This is a genomic window from Arthrobacter sp. efr-133-R2A-63 (genome assembly GCF_030209795.1).
Classification (GTDB): Bacteria; Actinomycetota; Actinomycetes; order Actinomycetales; family Micrococcaceae; genus Arthrobacter; species Arthrobacter bambusae_A.
Window position 1 is genome coordinate 118,235 of the sequence record NZ_JARVRG010000009.1, and the last position, 15,306, is coordinate 133,540.

18 protein-coding genes and 1 riboswitch are annotated in these 15,306 nt (G+C 63.7%); of the genes, 12 read left to right on the plus strand and 6 right to left on the minus strand.

The genetic code is table 11. The annotated features are described in order from the left end of the window. Positions 1-56: 56 nt before the first annotated feature. Genes QRN45_RS04735 through QRN45_RS04750 form a run of 4 tightly spaced genes read left to right on the plus strand, consistent with a single transcriptional unit; the run spans position 57 to position 3,238 of the window. Positions 57-851, plus strand: a complete 795-nt coding sequence (locus tag QRN45_RS04735) for a phosphatase PAP2 family protein (protein WP_241708111.1) — start codon at positions 57-59, stop codon at positions 849-851. Positions 852-861: 10 nt separating this feature from the next. Beyond that, complete coding sequence (locus QRN45_RS04740) at positions 862-1,515, plus strand: DedA family protein (RefSeq protein WP_078106327.1); 654 nt, start codon at positions 862-864, stop codon at positions 1,513-1,515. Positions 1,516-1,520: 5 nt separating this feature from the next. Then, positions 1,521-2,195 carry a response regulator transcription factor gene (locus QRN45_RS04745; RefSeq protein ID WP_241708112.1) on the plus strand — a complete coding sequence of 225 codons (675 nt, stop codon included), beginning with the start codon at positions 1,521-1,523 and terminating at the stop codon, positions 2,193-2,195. Between the two features lie 11 nt (positions 2,196-2,206). Then, the gene (locus QRN45_RS04750) at positions 2,207-3,238 is read left to right on the plus strand and encodes a sensor histidine kinase (RefSeq protein ID WP_284762534.1); all 1,032 of its coding nucleotides are present in this window, start codon (positions 2,207-2,209) and stop codon (positions 3,236-3,238) included. A gap of 5 nt (positions 3,239-3,243) precedes the next feature. Here QRN45_RS04750 and QRN45_RS04755 read toward each other — a convergent pair whose 3' ends face one another. Beyond that, entirely contained in the window at positions 3,244-4,647 is a 1,404-nt protein-coding gene (locus tag QRN45_RS04755; RefSeq protein ID WP_284762565.1) for an HNH endonuclease, read from the minus strand. 287 nt (positions 4,648-4,934) lie between these two features. On the opposite strand from QRN45_RS04755, the gene QRN45_RS04760 reads away from it, so the two are divergent. Together QRN45_RS04760 and QRN45_RS04765 are read left to right on the plus strand one after the other, a co-directional pair. Beyond that, a complete protein-coding gene (locus QRN45_RS04760; protein WP_284762535.1) occupies positions 4,935-5,606 on the plus strand; it encodes a cation diffusion facilitator family transporter in 672 nt (223 codons plus the stop codon). Beyond that, a complete protein-coding gene (locus QRN45_RS04765; RefSeq protein ID WP_284762536.1) occupies positions 5,603-6,277 on the plus strand; it encodes a hypothetical protein in 675 nt (224 codons plus the stop codon). The genes QRN45_RS04760 and QRN45_RS04765 overlap by 4 nt, the downstream gene beginning before the upstream one ends. Before the next feature lie 32 nt (positions 6,278-6,309). Here the strand turns inward: QRN45_RS04765 and QRN45_RS04770 are convergent, their stop codons facing one another. Next, positions 6,310-6,825 carry a DUF2127 domain-containing protein gene (locus QRN45_RS04770; protein ID WP_284762537.1) on the minus strand — a complete coding sequence of 172 codons (516 nt, stop codon included), beginning with the start codon at positions 6,823-6,825 and terminating at the stop codon, positions 6,310-6,312. 38 nt (positions 6,826-6,863) lie between these two features. On the opposite strand from QRN45_RS04770, the gene QRN45_RS04775 reads away from it, so the two are divergent. Genes QRN45_RS04775 through QRN45_RS04785 form a run of 3 tightly spaced genes read left to right on the plus strand, consistent with a single transcriptional unit; the run spans position 6,864 to position 9,057 of the window. Then, positions 6,864-7,793 carry an ABC transporter ATP-binding protein gene (locus QRN45_RS04775; RefSeq protein ID WP_241706729.1) on the plus strand — a complete coding sequence of 310 codons (930 nt, stop codon included), beginning with the start codon at positions 6,864-6,866 and terminating at the stop codon, positions 7,791-7,793. Further along, the gene (locus QRN45_RS04780; protein WP_241706746.1) at positions 7,790-8,599 is read left to right on the plus strand and encodes an ABC transporter permease; all 810 of its coding nucleotides are present in this window, start codon (positions 7,790-7,792) and stop codon (positions 8,597-8,599) included. The genes QRN45_RS04775 and QRN45_RS04780 overlap by 4 nt, the downstream gene beginning before the upstream one ends. Further along, entirely contained in the window at positions 8,596-9,057 is a 462-nt protein-coding gene (locus QRN45_RS04785) for a hypothetical protein (RefSeq protein ID WP_241706748.1), read from the plus strand. The genes QRN45_RS04780 and QRN45_RS04785 overlap by 4 nt, the downstream gene beginning before the upstream one ends. Positions 9,058-9,130: 73 nt before the next feature. On the opposite strand, the gene QRN45_RS04790 is transcribed toward QRN45_RS04785, so the two are convergent. Beyond that, positions 9,131-9,580, minus strand: coding sequence for a peptidase (locus QRN45_RS04790; RefSeq protein ID WP_241706758.1), 450 nt, complete (start codon positions 9,578-9,580; stop codon positions 9,131-9,133). Further along, entirely contained in the window at positions 9,577-9,942 is a 366-nt protein-coding gene (locus tag QRN45_RS04795) for an ArsR/SmtB family transcription factor (RefSeq protein ID WP_241706769.1), read from the minus strand. The genes QRN45_RS04790 and QRN45_RS04795 overlap by 4 nt, the downstream gene beginning before the upstream one ends. Positions 9,943-9,989: 47 nt before the next feature. Next, positions 9,990-10,164, plus strand: a riboswitch (M-box (ykoK) riboswitch). Positions 10,165-10,472: 308 nt separating this feature from the next. Here QRN45_RS04795 and QRN45_RS04800 point away from each other — a divergent pair. The 3 genes from QRN45_RS04800 to QRN45_RS04810 all read left to right on the plus strand — a co-directional run bounded on the left by QRN45_RS04800 (position 10,473) and on the right by QRN45_RS04810 (position 14,080). Continuing rightward, the gene (locus QRN45_RS04800; RefSeq protein ID WP_241706771.1) at positions 10,473-12,110 is read left to right on the plus strand and encodes an NRAMP family divalent metal transporter; all 1,638 of its coding nucleotides are present in this window, start codon (positions 10,473-10,475) and stop codon (positions 12,108-12,110) included. Between the two features lie 114 nt (positions 12,111-12,224). Beyond that, positions 12,225-13,559 carry an LCP family protein gene (locus tag QRN45_RS04805; RefSeq protein WP_284762538.1) on the plus strand — a complete coding sequence of 445 codons (1,335 nt, stop codon included), beginning with the start codon at positions 12,225-12,227 and terminating at the stop codon, positions 13,557-13,559. A gap of 38 nt (positions 13,560-13,597) precedes the next feature. Continuing rightward, positions 13,598-14,080 carry a carboxymuconolactone decarboxylase family protein gene (locus QRN45_RS04810; RefSeq protein WP_241706776.1) on the plus strand — a complete coding sequence of 161 codons (483 nt, stop codon included), beginning with the start codon at positions 13,598-13,600 and terminating at the stop codon, positions 14,078-14,080. Between the two features lie 117 nt (positions 14,081-14,197). Here QRN45_RS04810 and QRN45_RS04815 read toward each other — a convergent pair whose 3' ends face one another. Together QRN45_RS04815 and QRN45_RS04820 are read right to left on the minus strand one after the other, a co-directional pair. Beyond that, entirely contained in the window at positions 14,198-14,506 is a 309-nt protein-coding gene (locus QRN45_RS04815; protein ID WP_241706792.1) for a hypothetical protein, read from the minus strand. Positions 14,507-14,601: 95 nt separating this feature from the next. After that, entirely contained in the window at positions 14,602-15,120 is a 519-nt protein-coding gene (locus QRN45_RS04820) for a hypothetical protein (protein ID WP_284762539.1), read from the minus strand. Positions 15,121-15,306 lie beyond the last annotated feature (186 nt).

Sequence of the window (15,306 nt, forward strand, 5' to 3'; positions counted from 1 at the left end):
GGCGCCAGAGTGGAAGCAGGCCGCACCACGGCCGTCACCCCCGAACCGGAGACACCATGCGATCACACCCCAAGCACAACACTTCCACGGAAGGCCGCCCTTCCGCCGTCGTCCGTCACAGTGTGCCGCTGCTTCCCCAGCCCAGGTACTGGCTTCTGTGGGGCATTGTCCTGGCCGCGGCAGTACTGGCCATTGGCTTCAGCGTTCAGTCTGTTGCGGGCCTGACCACCAGTGAATTCGGTGTGGACCAGGAACTCAGCCGCCATCACGTGGGTGCACTGACCACCGTGGCCATGGCACTGAATTTCCTTTTCGCCCCCGCAGCGGGAGCTTGCATTGTCCTGGTGATCGGCTTTTACCTTCTCCTGGTCCGCAAGTCCTTCGTGCGTGCGGTCATGTTTGTGCTCTTCGCATGTTCGGGCTGGGTTGCCAGCGAGGCATTCAAACTGATCGTTGCCCGCCACCGGCCCAACCCCGCGCTTCTTTTCGACCCCCTGGCTCCGGAGACGGGTTCCAACAGCTTTCCCAGCGGCCATACCGCCTTTGCCGTAGCGCTCGCCTTCGCCCTGTACTTCCTGGTCCGGGGAACCCGGTGGGGAGTCATCACCGCTTGGGCCGGTGCCGTGCTGGCAGTGGTAGTGGCGTGGTCCCGGATCTACATCGGAGTCCATTACCCCAGCGATGTTGTGGCGTCATTCCTGGCCACCAGCGCCGCAGTGATCGTCTTGGCCGGGCTTTGGAACCGGTACTCACCGCGCGTTTTCGCGCGGTTGCCGTTTGGTGCGGGTTCTGAAGCCCGCCCGGAAGCAACCGCGTCGGAAGCCACCGCAACCAACGCACACGGATCCTGAGGAGGACCCCATGCACGTACTTTCCGCCATGCCCGCGTTCCTCGATCCCACCACCCTCCTCCAGGGCATGGGCCCCGCGGCGCTGGGCGTCGTGGCGCTGATCGTTTTCATCGAGTCCGGTCTCCTGTTCCCCTTCCTGCCCGGTGACTCGTTGCTCTTCACTACCGGCTTGCTTCACCAGCAATTGCAGCTTGAATTGCCGGTATTGATCGCCGTCGTATCGGCCGCCGCCATCGCCGGAGACCAGATCGGCTACATGCTCGGGCGCAAGTTCGGACGGCGCTGGTTCAAGGACGACGCACGCGTGCTGAAGACCGCCCACCTGGACACGGCCGAAGATTTCTTCAAACGCCGTGGCGGCCCGGCGATCGTCTTGGCCCGCTTTGTCCCCATTGTGCGGACTTTCGCGCCGCTGAGTGCAGGCATCGCCCGCTACAACTACAAATCCTTCACCCTATGGAACATCGCCGGTGCCGTCATTTGGGCGACCTCCGTGACACTCCTGGGCTCCTGGCTGGGACACTACGAGTTCGTTGCCAAGAACATTGATGCGATCGCCGTCATCATGGTCCTGATCTCAGTCCTTCCGTGGGGAGTCGAGTTCCTCAAAAAGCGACGCAAGGTCAAAGTGGGGGCCGCAAACGGGCACGCCGGGGAACAATAGACAGCATGACAACAGCTGAGCGGCCGTGCCTCCTCCTGGTCGAAGACGACGCCGCTCTGGGGCCGCTTATCAGCGAACTCCTGGAGCCGGACTTCGCTGTCCACTTGGCTGTGAATGGGGGCGATGGGCTCCACCTCGCGTTGACCCAGGGTTGGGATGCGATGGTCATCGACCGGGGGCTGCCGGTCATGGACGGCATCGCATTGATCAAGGCCATCCGTGCCAAAGGGATTGCCACCCCGATCCTCATCCTGACGGCGCTCGGTGCCACCGATGAGAAGATCCGGGGCCTCGACGCGGGTGCGAACGACTACATGAGCAAGCCGTTCGATGCCATGGAACTTGCCGCCCGCTTGCGTGCCCTCACCAGGACGTATGCCCAGCCGCCCCAGACCCTGGAAATAGGGGATTGGGAGCTCGACGCCGGTGCACGCTCCATGCGCTCCGTGTACGGTTCTGTCGTCACGCTGACGGCGAAGGAAGCCGGGCTCCTCGAAACCTTGGCGGGCGAACCCGAACGTGTCTTCACCCGTGAAGACCTCATCAACACCTTGTTCCACCCCACGGACCAGCCCGGCGTGATCGACACCTACGTCCACCACTTGCGCCGCAAGATCTCCAAATCGGTGGTCCGGACGGTCCACGGCCTCGGATACCAGATCGGCGAGCCCCATGATTGAGGACCATTCCCATGAGTGAGAACCCGGACCAGGCGACGCTCCGCAAAGCGTCGCTCAAGATCGCGGTGCGTATCAGCGCGGCGTGTGCGGTTTTAGTTCTTTGCCTGCTGGCGGCCGCGGCGATCTACCTCTTCAACCAAGCACAGCATCCATCCCTGCCTGGACCAGGCGAATCCAACTCCGTCTACGCGTATCTGGACACCAAGGACCTTCTGAAGGCCATGATCGTTGCCGGGATTGCGGGGATCCTTCTTGCCGGGGCCATCGGCTGGCTCAGCGCTCGGAGTGCCATCAGGCCCCTGGGAGAAGCGTTGGCCTTGCAACGAAGGTTCGTGCAGGACGCCAGCCACGAATTGCGCACACCCCTCGCCATCCTCGACGCACGCGTCCAGCTCGCCCAGCGCGATGCCCCCGCGGACTCCAAAACCGGGGAAGCACTCGCTCGCATCCGCAATGACACCGCGACCCTCACCGGCATCGTCAACGAATTGCTTGTCGCGGCGACAGGCTCGCCCGCGGATGCCCCCGCAGAGCCGAGCGATCTCGCCAAGGTGGCGCGCGCCGTCGTCGAAAGCCTGCAACAACTCGCGGGGGAGAAAAACGTCCGCGTCATCCTGACGGAAAAGGACCGCCCTTTCGCGCTCATAGACGGCAATGGCTTCCGCCGCGCCCTCCTTGCCCTGGCCGACAACGCGCTGGCGCACACCCCTGCCGGCGGCGAAGTAAGAATTACGACGGCGGTACTCGGCAACCGTGCGGTGGTCACGGTCGCGGATTCCGGGGCCGGGATCAAGGGAGTGGACCAGACCCGGATCTTTGACCGCTTCGTGAGGACACACAGTCCTGAGGGCGCACCTGGGCAGCGCAGCTTCGGAATCGGCTTGGCGTTGGTCCGTGAAATCATCACGGCAGCCCGCGGTGCTGTGGAGGTTGAACGCAGCGGGCCACAGGGAACGGTCATGAAGATCACGCTGCCGCTTGCTGGGAAAGATACGACTGCGAAGGACGCCTCTCCGAAAGACACGGCGCCGGGCCCGGCATAGTTTACTCACGCGGCCTGCGGTTTGGCGGGTTGGCCGTATTTGAGCGCTTTGGCGTGGTGCGGTAGCTTGCGTCGGTGGCGCCTGGAATCTGAAGCGACGGTATAGGGCGGATCTGTGCCCCGCATCCCGTCTCCTGGCAAGGGCGGGGCTGTTGATCGGTAGGTATGGCCGGTGGGGGTGCGGATGTCGAGGACGTGCCGTGTTCCGATACCGGTTCGCGCTGTCCAGCCGGGGAGTTCTTTGGTGTGGTTGCAGGCTTCGCAGAGTCCTGCCCCGTTGGTCAGGTTGGTGGTGCCGCCGTGGTGCCAGGGGATGATGTGGTCGATGTGTCTGATGGGTGCGTCGCAGTAGGGGGTGCGGCAGGTGTCGTCGCGGGCCTGGATGAAGCGCCGCAGCCCGGGCGGGTACAGCCGGGCGCGGGAGTCGACGCCGACCAGTTCCCCGGTTGCGGGTGCGGTGTAGAGGCGCCGGAGCCAGAGCTTCAATTCGTGATTGTGGCCGGGACCTGCTTGGCCGTCCTCGGTCTGACCTGGAGCGGACGTTCCATGGCCGCTGCTGTCGTTGAGGAGTTTCCGTGCCCAGCCGGCGGGGACGATGCCGTAGCCGGGGAGCTGGGCTGGTTCGGCGTCGCTTTGGAAGAGGGTGCGGTCGGTCATGACGAGCTGGATCTCGACCCCGCTGATTCCTGCGGGGGTGCCGGTGGTGCGTTCGACCAGGGTGTCGGCCATGATCTGTCCCCGGGTGCGGGTGTCCTCGCCGGCGTTGCGGAGGGTGTCGGCGTGCCGGGACAGGGCAGCGTGCACGGCCACTCCTTGGGCGACGGGAAGCAGGGCGGTCAGGTAGGTCATGGTGTCCGGTGCCGGGCGGAGGCTGACGTGCCGTTCGGTGGCGGCGTGGCTGGCGCGTTGGGTGACGGTGCGGGGGTCACGCCGGTAGGCCGCGGCCCGGGCGGCCGCGAGGATGGCTTTGTCTCCGGCGCCGTCGAAGGTTCCGGTGTCGGGGGCGAGTTCCTCGTCCACGGCGCAGCGGTCTTCGGCGGACAGGCAGGCTGTTTCTTTCACGAGCAGGGTGGCGCGCCATTCGTTCAACTGCCCGGTATTCAGGGCGGCGAGGGTGCGTGGCATTTCGGTGACCAGCGCTTTCGCGAGTCCGAGGAGCCGGGATCCTTTGGCGGGGGATTCCCGCCGGGCCAAAGCCACCTGGGCTGCGACGCCGCGTCCGTGTTCGTTGGCCGGGACACCGGCCGCGGCGTCGGCGCTGCGCTGGACGGCATCGAACGCGACGGCGATCCTGGCCTGCGCGGCCGCTGCCGCGGACTTCAAGTCCTCCAGGGCACGCAACTGGTCGATAAGTTCGGCGCGGTCAACTGGTGCCGTGCCGTTCGGGAGGTCTGGCCGGAATGAGGTCATGGCATCGATCAAGTCCCGCACCCAGGCACCCGACACCGGAACCGCGCTGCCCGCTGCCCGCTGCCCGCTGCCGCGCTGCCCGCTGGCGCGCCGGTTCCGATCAGCTGCGTTCCCCGAGTCCCCTCCATAACCAAAGCATTCCAGAGGGGTACGACAGTAATGGGCTCAAAAAGGCCCTCCCGCGCCCAAAAACAGGAAAATTAGTAGAACTTTTTCGGGACCGCTGATGGACCACAGCCTTGCCGGTCTTCAAGGGGCCCGCAGTCCCGCATGGTTACCCTGAAGGGGTGACTCGTACACGTCGGCTGAGCGTCGTCCTGATCTTGAACCTGGTGCTGGTGGCCGGGTTGGTTGTCGTGGGGATCTCGGCGAATTCGTTGGGGGTGCTCGCGGAGGGCGCGGACTATCTGGCAGATGCTGCCGCTATCGGGGTGTCGTTGTTGGCTGTCCGGGTGTCGAAGCTGCCGCCGACCCCCACGCGTCCACACGGGTACCCAATGGCCACGACGTGGGCTGCAGGGGTAAATGCCGGCTGGTTGCTCGTCTTGAGCATCGCGATTCTGGCGGGCGCCGCCGGACGGCTCATCACCGGCACCAGCGAAGTTCGCGGGCTGCCGGTGCTCATCGTCAGCGGGATTGCCGCCGTCGTGATGTTCGTCGGCGCCCTTATCCTCGGCGGTGACGACGGCGGCGGCGACGACGACGACGGCGACGGCGGCAACAAAGCCGGCGGCGACCTGAACATGCGTGCCGTCCTTCTTGATACCGCCGGCGACGCCGCGGCTGCGGCCGGGGTGGCACTGGCCGGTGCCGTCATCTACGTGACGCAGGGCCTTTATTGGCTTGATCCAGTCGTCGCGGCGATCATTGCCCTTGTGGTGGGATATCACGCGGTCCGTTTGCTGATCGAAATCTTCGGGGCACTGAGGGTGCATCGACGTAGTGGCTCGCGGCCATGAGCGCCCCGGCGATGCGCGGGACCGAACGGGTGTTGCGGATAGTCCTCGCGATTGCGATCGTCGGCGGACCCTTGGGCTACCTCGTTGGCGGGCTGCTAGCCCCGGCCATCCACACTTCCGGAGCCTCAACTATTGAAGCGAATGCGGCGGCCGATCCGGTCACGAACGCCGTGCACGTGGCAGCGTTCGTGATCGCCTCGTTCCTGCTCCCCGTTGGAGCCGCCGGCCTCGCCTACCTCTGTTACCGTCGCATGCAGTGGCTCGCCACGATCGGTGGGCTGCTGGGCGTGGTGGGCTGGCTGCCCTTCTCTGCCTTGGCCGCCTTGGATGATCTCGCGAGCACCATGGCTCAGCTTCGGGACCGCGGTTCTTATGCGGCGTTGCTGGATCAGTTCACCAATGACACGGTCATGAACACGTATCTGGTGGTCTACGTTGTTTGCCACTTGGTTGCCTACGTGCTGTTCGGAATCGGGTTGTACCGGGCGGGGGCCATCCCGCTTTGGGCGGCTTGGGCGATGATCGCCAGCAGCCCCCTGACGATCGTCGCGTTCGCTTTCCACGACGGCGGCCGCACCGCCGTCGGCGTTGTTGCGCTGGCCTTGTTGCTGATCGGCGGCCTGCCGGCAGCTCAGGCCATGGTCACAGCCCTACGCCGGACCCTCCCGTGACAGGGCCGCGTGCTCAACCTGCGGCCGGTACCTCAGTCCGCCGGCTGAGCCGTGGGGGAGGACTCTTGACTTCGTGCCTTGTGGAGCCGGTATTCGCGGGCGGTGATCCAGACGATGAAAATATCGAAGGCGGTCAGGAGGACAAGGCCCCAGGAGAAGGCCACGGCGATCCGGTAGCCCTGGTAAAGGATAAAGACCAGCAGGAACGCGATCATCCACGGGTAGGCCCAGAGCTTGTCCTTCAGGACGGCCCAGACCAGGACGATTTTGACCAGGCCGTGGAGCAGCAGGTAGATCGCGCCGAACACTGATGCCGATACCGAGAGGTTCGAGCTCATGTGCACCAGGCTGTTCGCCACGAAGTCGTGGGGATCCTGGGCGAGTTCATGCTGGGTGAGGAACCTGACCAGATCACCGATTTGTTTGGGCGTCACCAGCAAAAGAAGGACGCCGCCGATCAGTTCCAGAACACCATCCAGGCCCTTCAGGACGAGGCTCACGCGGAATGTCCGGTCGAGCAGGGTTGTTTGAGCCGATTGCGTTGTCATGACACTTCCCTTCGGTACCTCAAGATACATTCTTTCCTATGTCCCTCTCCTCTGAGCCCGCACGAGGTTTCGCCATTGAAACACAAGGCCTGAGCAAGCGCTTTGGCAGCCAAACCGCCGTCGAGGGCCTCACCATGCGTGTGCCGGCGGGAGCCATTGCGGGTTTCATCGGTCCCAACGGGGCAGGCAAGACGACTACCATCCGCCTGCTCCTCGGGCTGGTGCGGCCGGACGCAGGCAGCGCCACGGTTTTGGGCCACTCACTCGCGGAACCCGAGCGCTACCTGCCGCGCGTCGGAGCGCTGGTCGAAGCGCCGGCGTTCTATCCGGGCCTTTCAGGGCAGACCAACTTGGAGGTGCTTGCCCGCCTTGGAGGCCATCCCGGATCCCTCGTGGCCGAACTGCTGGAGGTGGTGGGACTCTCCGATCGGGCGCGAGACCGGGTCGGGACGTATTCGCTGGGTATGAAGCAGCGCCTTGGAGTGGCGATGGCCCTGCTGCCCGATCCGGAGCTGCTCATTCTCGACGAGCCAGCCAATGGCCTTGATCCCCTCGGCATCATCGAAATGCGCGAGATGCTGCGCCGCTTGGCCGGCCAAGGGAAGACCATCCTGCTCAGCAGTCACTTGCTTGGCGAATTGGAACAGCTCGCTGACTGGCTGATTATGCTCAATCAAGGGAAGGTCCTGTTCTGCGGGCCGGCGCGGGAGCTGTTGGCTCAACGCGTCGAAGTAGTTGTCGAATCCCAGGACGCGATCCAGCTGGATGTGGTGGCCCGGATTGCGGGCGACGCCGGTCATGCGGTCACGAGGGAGGACGGAGTCTTGCGCATCGCTTGTCCTGCCGGTTTTGCCGAGACCTTGAACCGGATGGCCGGGGAAACCGGCGCGCCGGACCTGACCCTCCGGATACGGGAAGCCAGCCTCGAGCAGCTGTTCCTGGCTTTGATAAAGGGAGACCACCCATGATTTCCGTGATCCGTGCGTTCCGCAGCGAAGTGCCCAAGTTCCGCCGTTGGAGTGTTTTGGCGGTCGCGGGAGCCATGCTGGTGGTGAGCACCTTTATCGCTTATCTGACGTTCCACCAGATCGCATCCGGAGCCACGGGGCGCGAGATGGCAGGCCTGATTACCGCGTTCCCCACACCCCAGGGATTGGTCTCGATCATTGGCCAGGCCCGATCCTTGATCATTGCCATCGCGCTGGTGATGGTGACAGCCAATCTCGCCGCGGAATGGTCCCAAGGGACGCTGCGCAACTTGTTGGTCTGTGAGCCGCGGCGGCTGCGGTGGTTGGCGGGCAAGATGCTGGCACTAGTGCTTTTCGTGCTGCTCTCGATGCTGCTCACCCTGCTCATCAGCGGCACATTCATCCTCGTGGTTGCCCAAGGCCAAGGGATTCAGACGGCTGCCTGGACCTCTCCGGAGGGTCTGCGGGTCTTCCTGGCGTTCTTGGGCAATGAGGTGCTGTGCCTCGTCGGGGTGAGTGCCCTGGGCATGCTCATCGCCATACTCACCCGTTCGGTCGCGGCCGGCGTCGGAATCGCCTTGGCCTACATCCTGGTGGTCGAAGGCATCATCGCGGTGGTATTGCCGCAGGTCACCCAGTGGTTCCCGGGCCGGGTGTTCAACACCATTGTGGGGACCGCTGTGCCCCTGGTTGGCCCGGAACCGCCCCAGGGCTACCCGGCGGCCCTGGGCGCAGCACTCTTGTGGATTGCCGTCTTCGTTGTGGTGAGCGCCGTCGTCTTCCCACGCCAGGACGTCAAAGCGTGACGGATCGAGCGCGAGGCGAGGCTTCCGGCGTCGTCGGCAACGAGCGCCTCACCGCACTGACAGGTGCGGTGGTGCTGGTGCTGTCGGTGGCGGAGATCGCTACCGTTCCGACCCTGGGCAGCCTGATGGTGGCCCACTTCTTCGTTGGCGTGCTCCTGGCGGGCCCGGTGGTGGCCAAGACGGCCAGCACCGGCTGGCGGTTCATTCGCTACTACTCGCGGGATCCCGCCTACCGCCGCAAGGGGCCGCCCCGGCCGCTTCTGCGAGTGATCGCTCCGCTGCTCGTCGCGTCGACGACTGGCGCCCCACCCCTCTGCAGAAGCGCGGGAAACCCGAGCGGTTGCGATGCCGGATACGCCTGGCGGCCAACATTACGGCGCTTGCGCTGGCTGGGATCCCTGCCGTGCTGCTTCTGCCGACAGCCCCATCATGGGAAGGGTGGCGCGGTCAGGCCGTGACCGGGCCCGGGGTCCTCGCCGTCGTAGTGGGCATTGTGACCGCGGTTGCGGTGTTGCTCAAGCGCCGCTGAACTCAGATATCGCTGAGCCCGACCCCTGAGTCATCGAGGCAAGGCGAGCGTTTTCCGGCCGGGGCGCCGATGGATCTGCGGCAGACGCAGGGGTGTCCCGGGACTGCCGGCATCGATAGCCAGATGAACCGTTGCATTTTGTTGTAGTTGCCGAAGTGCAAAACCGCACCGTCCAGCTTCGGCGCGAGATTATGGCTCACACTCAGGGCTATTTCGGTTTCGAAACCCGGAGCGGGCCCTTCCGCAAGGAGGCAACGAAGGTATTTTTTGGGCTCAGTACGGGAGAAGTAGAGGCCTTGTTTGCGGCAGCCAGCAGAACCCTGGTAGCAGTGCAGGGTTCCACCGAACACGTCGATCATGTGCACTGCTTCCGCCGTCACCGTGAAGCTGCCGTGGCCCGGGATCTGAACCCCGACGCCGGTGAGGCTCGCCATTGCGGGTGGGCGGCTCACACCTCGTCCAAGACGTCGGCGTGGTGGTGGCGCGGGGTTCCGTCGAGGGAGTGCTCGGCCTGGAAGATCGCGTCGGTGACGAGCTGGCGGACGTGCTCGTTCGCGAGGCGGTAGTACACGCGGGTTCCGGCTTGCCTCGTGGTGACCACGCGGCCGAGGCGTAATTTGGCCAGATGCTGGGATACGGCCGCCTGGGATTTGTGGACCAGCTCGGCCAGCTGGTTGACGGGCATCTCACCGTCGCGCAGCGCAAGAATGATGCGGACCCGGGTGGCGTCGGCGAGCATCGCAAAGACCTCGACGGCTAACTCGACGTACTGGCTGTCCGGCTCCCGGCCGCACACGGCGTTATCTGCATCCATGCTTATATTGTTTCATACGGATAAAATGAGGTATACATATTGAGCAAGGTGCCGTTCGTTAGCTGAGGCTCCTTCGCGGAAACATGCCAGCGACCCCCAACGTCGAGAGACGCCCCGGGTCAGGACAGGCCGCCCCGGCATTAAGGGGTGGCCCCGATTGGCTCCTGGACACAGTCCGGGTTCACGCCGCGAAGTGCCAAAGGTCTTACGAGGAGGGGCATGTGCAGGCTCCAATGCCTGCCCTCCCCGCGGCGCGTCCAACGGCAGCAGGAGGTGACGGTTCCATCATGAACGATGGTCATAAACCCAGTCTCCCGTCCCGTTTTCCGGACTTCGTTTCAGCTTCCTGAAACCCTGCGCTGACTCATTCCCCCACGCCGGAGCCTGACCCAGCCGGAGCCTGATCCACACGGCACGCAACGTGCCCCCTTTACTTAGCAACGCCCACCCACGCCCGCCGCGCCCTTTGGTCCGGTGAGGCTTATCCACGACTTTTTTGTGCCCGGTTCCGGGCAGAAAGCCGGTGCATCATGACCGAAACCAAGACGCTGCCAGCTCCCTCCGCAGCCCTCGACACAGCCCATGTCGGTGACATCAAGGGTGCCTTCGGTACTATCCGCGTCAATGACGAAAGGCCGCGTTCGGGCGTCAAATCGCGCCTGAAGACCCTGCTGGCGATCATCGGGCCCGGGCTGATCGTCATGGTCGGCGACAATGATGCCGGCGCTTTCGGGACCTACACCGAGGCCGGTCAGAACTACGGAACGTCGCTGCTTTGGACTTTGCTCCTTCTGGTCCCGGTGCTGTACGTGAATCAGGAAATGGTGCTGCGCCTGGGGGTGGTCTCCGGTGTGGGGCATGCCCGTTTGATCCTGGAGCGGTTCGGCAAATTCTGGGGCGCGTTCAGCGTCATCGACCTGTTCATCCTCAACGCCCTGACGATCGTCACCGAATTCATCGGCATCAGCCTGGGCCTGGACTACCTGGGCATCCCGAAGATCCCTGGAATCCTCTTGGCCACCGCGGTGATCGTGGGCGCGGCAAGCACCGGCTCCTTCAAGCGCTTCGAGCGTGTGTGCCTGACCCTGGTGGCCGGGTCCCTGCTGCTGGTGCCGATCATCTTCATGGTCCATCCCGACGTCGGACAAGTCGCACACGACTTCGTGGTGCCCGGCATGCCCAAAGGCGCGGACCTGTCCACGGTGACGTTGCTGATCATCGGGATCGTCGGAACCACGGTGGCGCCGTGGCAGTTGTTCTTCCAGCAGTCGTACATCATCGATAAGCGCATCACCCCTCGCTTCCTGAAGTACGAGAAGGCTGATCTCTGGCTGGGAATCGTCATTGTCATCGTGGGGGCAGCCGCGATCATTTCCTTCACGGCGGCGACGTTTGCCGGTACCCCACAGTTCGGCAACTTCACGGACGCCGGCGGGGTCGCCGTCGGCCTGGAACAGCACATCGGAAAGGTCGCAGGTGTCCTGTTCGCGCTGGCACTGATCGATGCCTCGATCATCGGTGCCGCCGCCGTCGGGCTTTCGACGTCGTATGCCCTCGGTGACGTCCTGGGGCTCAAGCACTCCCTGCACCGCAAAGTGTCGGACGCCAAAGGCTTCTACGCAGTGTTCGCGGGAGTCCTGCTCCTCTCGGCCATTGTGGTCCTGATCCCGGGCAGCCCTTTGGGTTTGCTCACGGTCGGGGTCCAGGTGCTGGCGGGGGTCCTGCTTCCCTCGGCCACGGTATTCCTGTTGCTTCTGTGCAATGACAAGCAAGTGCTGGGGCCCTGGGTGAACGGACGGTTCATGAACTTCTTCACCTCGGCCGTGATTGCGGTCCTGGTGATCCTTTCCTTGGTCCTGACCGCCGGGGTGTTGTTTCCGGACATGGGTTCGGACGCCATCCTGGGCATCCTCGTCGGCGGTGCCGCCGTTTCCGCCGTCGCGGGGGCCGTTTTCCTGGTCTACCGCGGCATCCACCCCGCAGCGCCGAGCGCGGACGCGGTCGACCGCTCACAGCGGCAGACGTGGCGCATGCCCCCGATTGCCCTGCTCACTGCCCCCAAACTCTCCACCGGGCACCGGATCGGCCTGACGGTTCTGCGCACGTATCTGCTGATCGCGATGGTCCTGGTGATTGTGCGGGTGGTTCAGCTCGCGCTTGGCGCCTGACGGTTTCCCGCGTCATCGGGGCCATAACCGGGATGGCCGATTACAATCTGCTTACCCGCTGGTCGCGCCGCGGACCGAGCCACCACGCCAAAACGGCGGGGACAGGAGAATTTCATGAGTGATGGACACCAGGCAAGCTCGCCGGGCCCTCGCCACATGCGCCGCAAGTCCCGGCGTAAATCCATCATCCTGATCTCGGCCACGGCGGTTGTCGCCGCCGTGGCCCTGGCAGCCGCCAGCGCTGTCACCTATGTGGGCGCGACGGCGGTTGCGGTCAACAACAACGTCCATCGCTCGGATGTCTTGAAGGACATGAAAACCCAGCCTGCGGCGGTGCCGAAACTGACCCAGGACACGAACATCCTGGTCATGGGCCTCGATACAAGGGTTGACGAGAAGGGCAAGCCCCTTCCTCCGGAGATGTACGACGCCCTGCACGCGGGCGATGAGAATATCGGTGGTTACAACTCCAACGTCCTGATGCTCATCCATATCCCCGCGGACGGTTCCAAAGCCACGGGCATTTCCATTCCCCGGGATGACTACGTCCAGGTGGACGGCATCCCGGGGAGCGGCCCGTTCAAGGCCAAGATCAAAGAGGCGTACGGCTACGGTTTCGCGGCGGAGAAGACTTCGTTGATCAACTCGGGAAAGCCCGACGACGACACCACCTACCAGGCGGCGCGCGACGCCGGGCGCAAGGCTGAAATCGCCACCGTCACCTCGTTCCTGGGCAGCGTTCACATCGACCACTTCCTCGAAGTCACCATGGCGGCGTTCTACCAGACGGCCCAGGCCATCGCGCCCATCACCGTGTGCGTCAACAAGGCCACCCAGGACACGTTCTCCGGGGCCGACTTCAAAGCGGGCATGCAGCAGATCAATGCCAAGCAGGCCATGGCCTTCGTGCGGCAGCGCCGGGACACGTCAGACCCGACGTACTTGTTCTCGGACCTGGACCGTGAGCGCCGCCAGCAGGCCTTCATTGCCTCGGTCTCCCACCAGCTCAAGGACGCCGGGACCTTCACCGATATCGGGAAGATGCAGGGTGTCCTGGATGCCGTGAGCAAGAACATCGTGGTCGATTCCGAGCTGAACCTCATTGAACTCGCCCAGCAGGCCACGTCCCTGACCGGCGGCAACATCTCCTTCTCCACCCTGCCGATCACAGGCTTCGGCACGTCCCCTGATGGCGCCTCCATCAACACCGTGGACATCAACCAGGTGCAGGCCACCGTCAAGGATCTCCTCACCCCGGTCCCGCCGGCTCCCGCACCAACCCCGACGGCGACCCCGACGACGGCGGCTGCCTCGACGGCGGCGACCGCACCGCCCGCGGCACCCGCCCCAGGGGCTGCAGCGCCAGCCGCTCCGCCCGCACCCCCAAGCAACGTCTACGCGGATTCCACCGGGGCGCTCCAAGGCGGTGCCATTCCCTGCGTCAAGTAGCGCAGCAACTAGGTAGCTCTCTCCGATAGGCTCGGCGAATGAGTGAAAATACCCCGAAGCTCGCAGGCTATCTGGACAAGCAGCAGCCCGGACTCTATCAGGCCCTCTCCGACTACGCGGGTCAGGTCTCTGCCGAGGCGGACAGGACCGGGATCCCGCGCCGCACACTCGAGTTGTTGAACTACCGGGCTTCGCAGATCAACGGCTGCGCCTTCTGCCTGGACCTGCATCACCGCCGCGCCATCGGCTACGGCGAGACCGAGCAGCGGCTTTCCCTGGTGTCGGTGCATGGCGAGGTGGGGCTCTTCGACGAGGCCGAACAGGTGGCGCTTGAGCTTGCCGAACAGATCACGCGCATGACCACTGCCCGTCCCACTCCCGAGCTGTTCGCACGCGCGCGGAAGGTCTACACCGAAGAACAGATCAGCGTGCTCTGCATGGCGTGCATCGGCATCAACGCGTTCAACCGCTTGTCTATCCTGAGCGAGCACCCTGTGCGCAAGGCCCGTCCGTCGTCCTGAAGGGCGCGGAGTCGCAGGATTCCTCTCAGCCTGGTGGAGGCTTGGTGCTCGAATTCTTCCGCCTAATGTGCCACCACAGGTACAGACCCCAGCATCCGATCCGCAGGACGTCATTGACTAGCTAAGCGGTGTTTTCCGAAAAGGCCCGCGCTTGGCAACGACCCTGGCTTCCCAACGTGCGAGGTCCTCTGGACCATCGTCGATTAATTCAACCCCGAGGACAATGAACGTGGTTTTAGGATTTTTGCCGCGAAATTCCTCGAGGGAGACAGGGATGAAGCTGCCGTCTGGTAGTTCCATGTCAAATGTATATCCGCCATGATGTTGGAGTGCGAACTCTAGGCTGATTATTCCCTTGTTACTCGGATCAGGAGACTCCCCTGAAGGATAATCCCCTACATATTCAAGAATTAATTTGTTCTTCACGTCAAACTCCCCTAATTTTGAATAGTTTCGGCGATGTCCTGGCGGAGCCAGCAAAGTACACATGTCCCGAGGCAAACGGTGCAATACGCTTTGTACTATTGGTTCCTCGGCTCCAGTACAAGAAGGCTGGGGGCGATCTGCTTCCATTGGCCGCCCTTGCTCGTGGCCGCAACGGCGTCGGCGCTCTTCAGCGTATTTCCGGCCGCGCCGTGGGGAGATATCAACCAAGCCTGTTCGCTACGGTCATCGTTGCCCACTCGAAGCCCATAGCCCTCGAAGCCCTTGACGTTGGTGCAGGCCAAACCGAGCGGCTCGGCAGCTTTCCCGATGGTTGCGATGCAAATCTTGTCCGAACCGCGAGTGACGGCGAAGTATCGAGCGTTCTGGCCGGCCCCTAGAAACCGGGCGTTTGTGAGATCGGCGCCGGTTGGCGCAAAGGTGGCAATGAATGTGTCCGGTAATTTATCAGACTCCGCCTGACGCGATAAGAAAGCCGGGACGACGTCTGAGGCTGATGATATCGACGGAGGAGCGTTGAGCGCTGCGGCAGTAAGTGTGATGCCGGAAACGCAGACTGCACCAAGGAGAATGGTTGTTTTTATTGACGTGCGCATGAATTTCCCCCCGAAATTCCAAACGTCTTTGTGAGTTCCCCGAAGGTAGCAGAAAATAGGAGTTTATTCAATGATAGTGTGGTCAGGCAAATATAATGATGCTTACAATCTCCTCTGCTCGTCTGGCATGGGATCCATGGGACCTCATTCGGTGGTTACCGACCTCCCGAATGCAGTCAGCGCCCG

Bases quoted from the DNA above. Each gene is read 5' to 3' on its own strand.
- QRN45_RS04800 (WP_241706771.1), top strand. From the start codon at position 10,473: ATGACCGAAACCAAGACGCTGCCAGCTCCCTCCGCAGCCCTCGACACA.
- QRN45_RS04740 (WP_078106327.1), top strand. From the start codon at position 862: ATGCACGTACTTTCCGCCATGCCCGCGTTCCTCGATCCCACCACCCTC.
- QRN45_RS04755 (WP_284762565.1), bottom strand. From the start codon at position 4,647: ATGACCTCATTCCGGCCAGACCTCCCGAACGGCACGGCACCAGTTGAC.
- QRN45_RS04810 (WP_241706776.1), top strand. From the start codon at position 13,598: ATGAGTGAAAATACCCCGAAGCTCGCAGGCTATCTGGACAAGCAGCAG.
- QRN45_RS04750 (WP_284762534.1), top strand. From the start codon at position 2,207: ATGAGTGAGAACCCGGACCAGGCGACGCTCCGCAAAGCGTCGCTCAAG.
- QRN45_RS04805 (WP_284762538.1), top strand. From the start codon at position 12,225: ATGAGTGATGGACACCAGGCAAGCTCGCCGGGCCCTCGCCACATGCGC.
- QRN45_RS04770 (WP_284762537.1), bottom strand. From the start codon at position 6,825: ATGACAACGCAATCGGCTCAAACAACCCTGCTCGACCGGACATTCCGC.
- QRN45_RS04820 (WP_284762539.1), bottom strand. From the start codon at position 15,120: ATGCGCACGTCAATAAAAACAACCATTCTCCTTGGTGCAGTCTGCGTT.
- QRN45_RS04775 (WP_241706729.1), top strand. From the start codon at position 6,864: ATGTCCCTCTCCTCTGAGCCCGCACGAGGTTTCGCCATTGAAACACAA.
- QRN45_RS04765 (WP_284762536.1), top strand. From the start codon at position 5,603: ATGAGCGCCCCGGCGATGCGCGGGACCGAACGGGTGTTGCGGATAGTC.
- QRN45_RS04745 (WP_241708112.1), top strand. From the start codon at position 1,521: ATGACAACAGCTGAGCGGCCGTGCCTCCTCCTGGTCGAAGACGACGCC.
- QRN45_RS04780 (WP_241706746.1), top strand. From the start codon at position 7,790: ATGATTTCCGTGATCCGTGCGTTCCGCAGCGAAGTGCCCAAGTTCCGC.
- QRN45_RS04795 (WP_241706769.1), bottom strand. From the start codon at position 9,942: ATGGATGCAGATAACGCCGTGTGCGGCCGGGAGCCGGACAGCCAGTAC.
- QRN45_RS04735 (WP_241708111.1), top strand. From the start codon at position 57: ATGCGATCACACCCCAAGCACAACACTTCCACGGAAGGCCGCCCTTCC.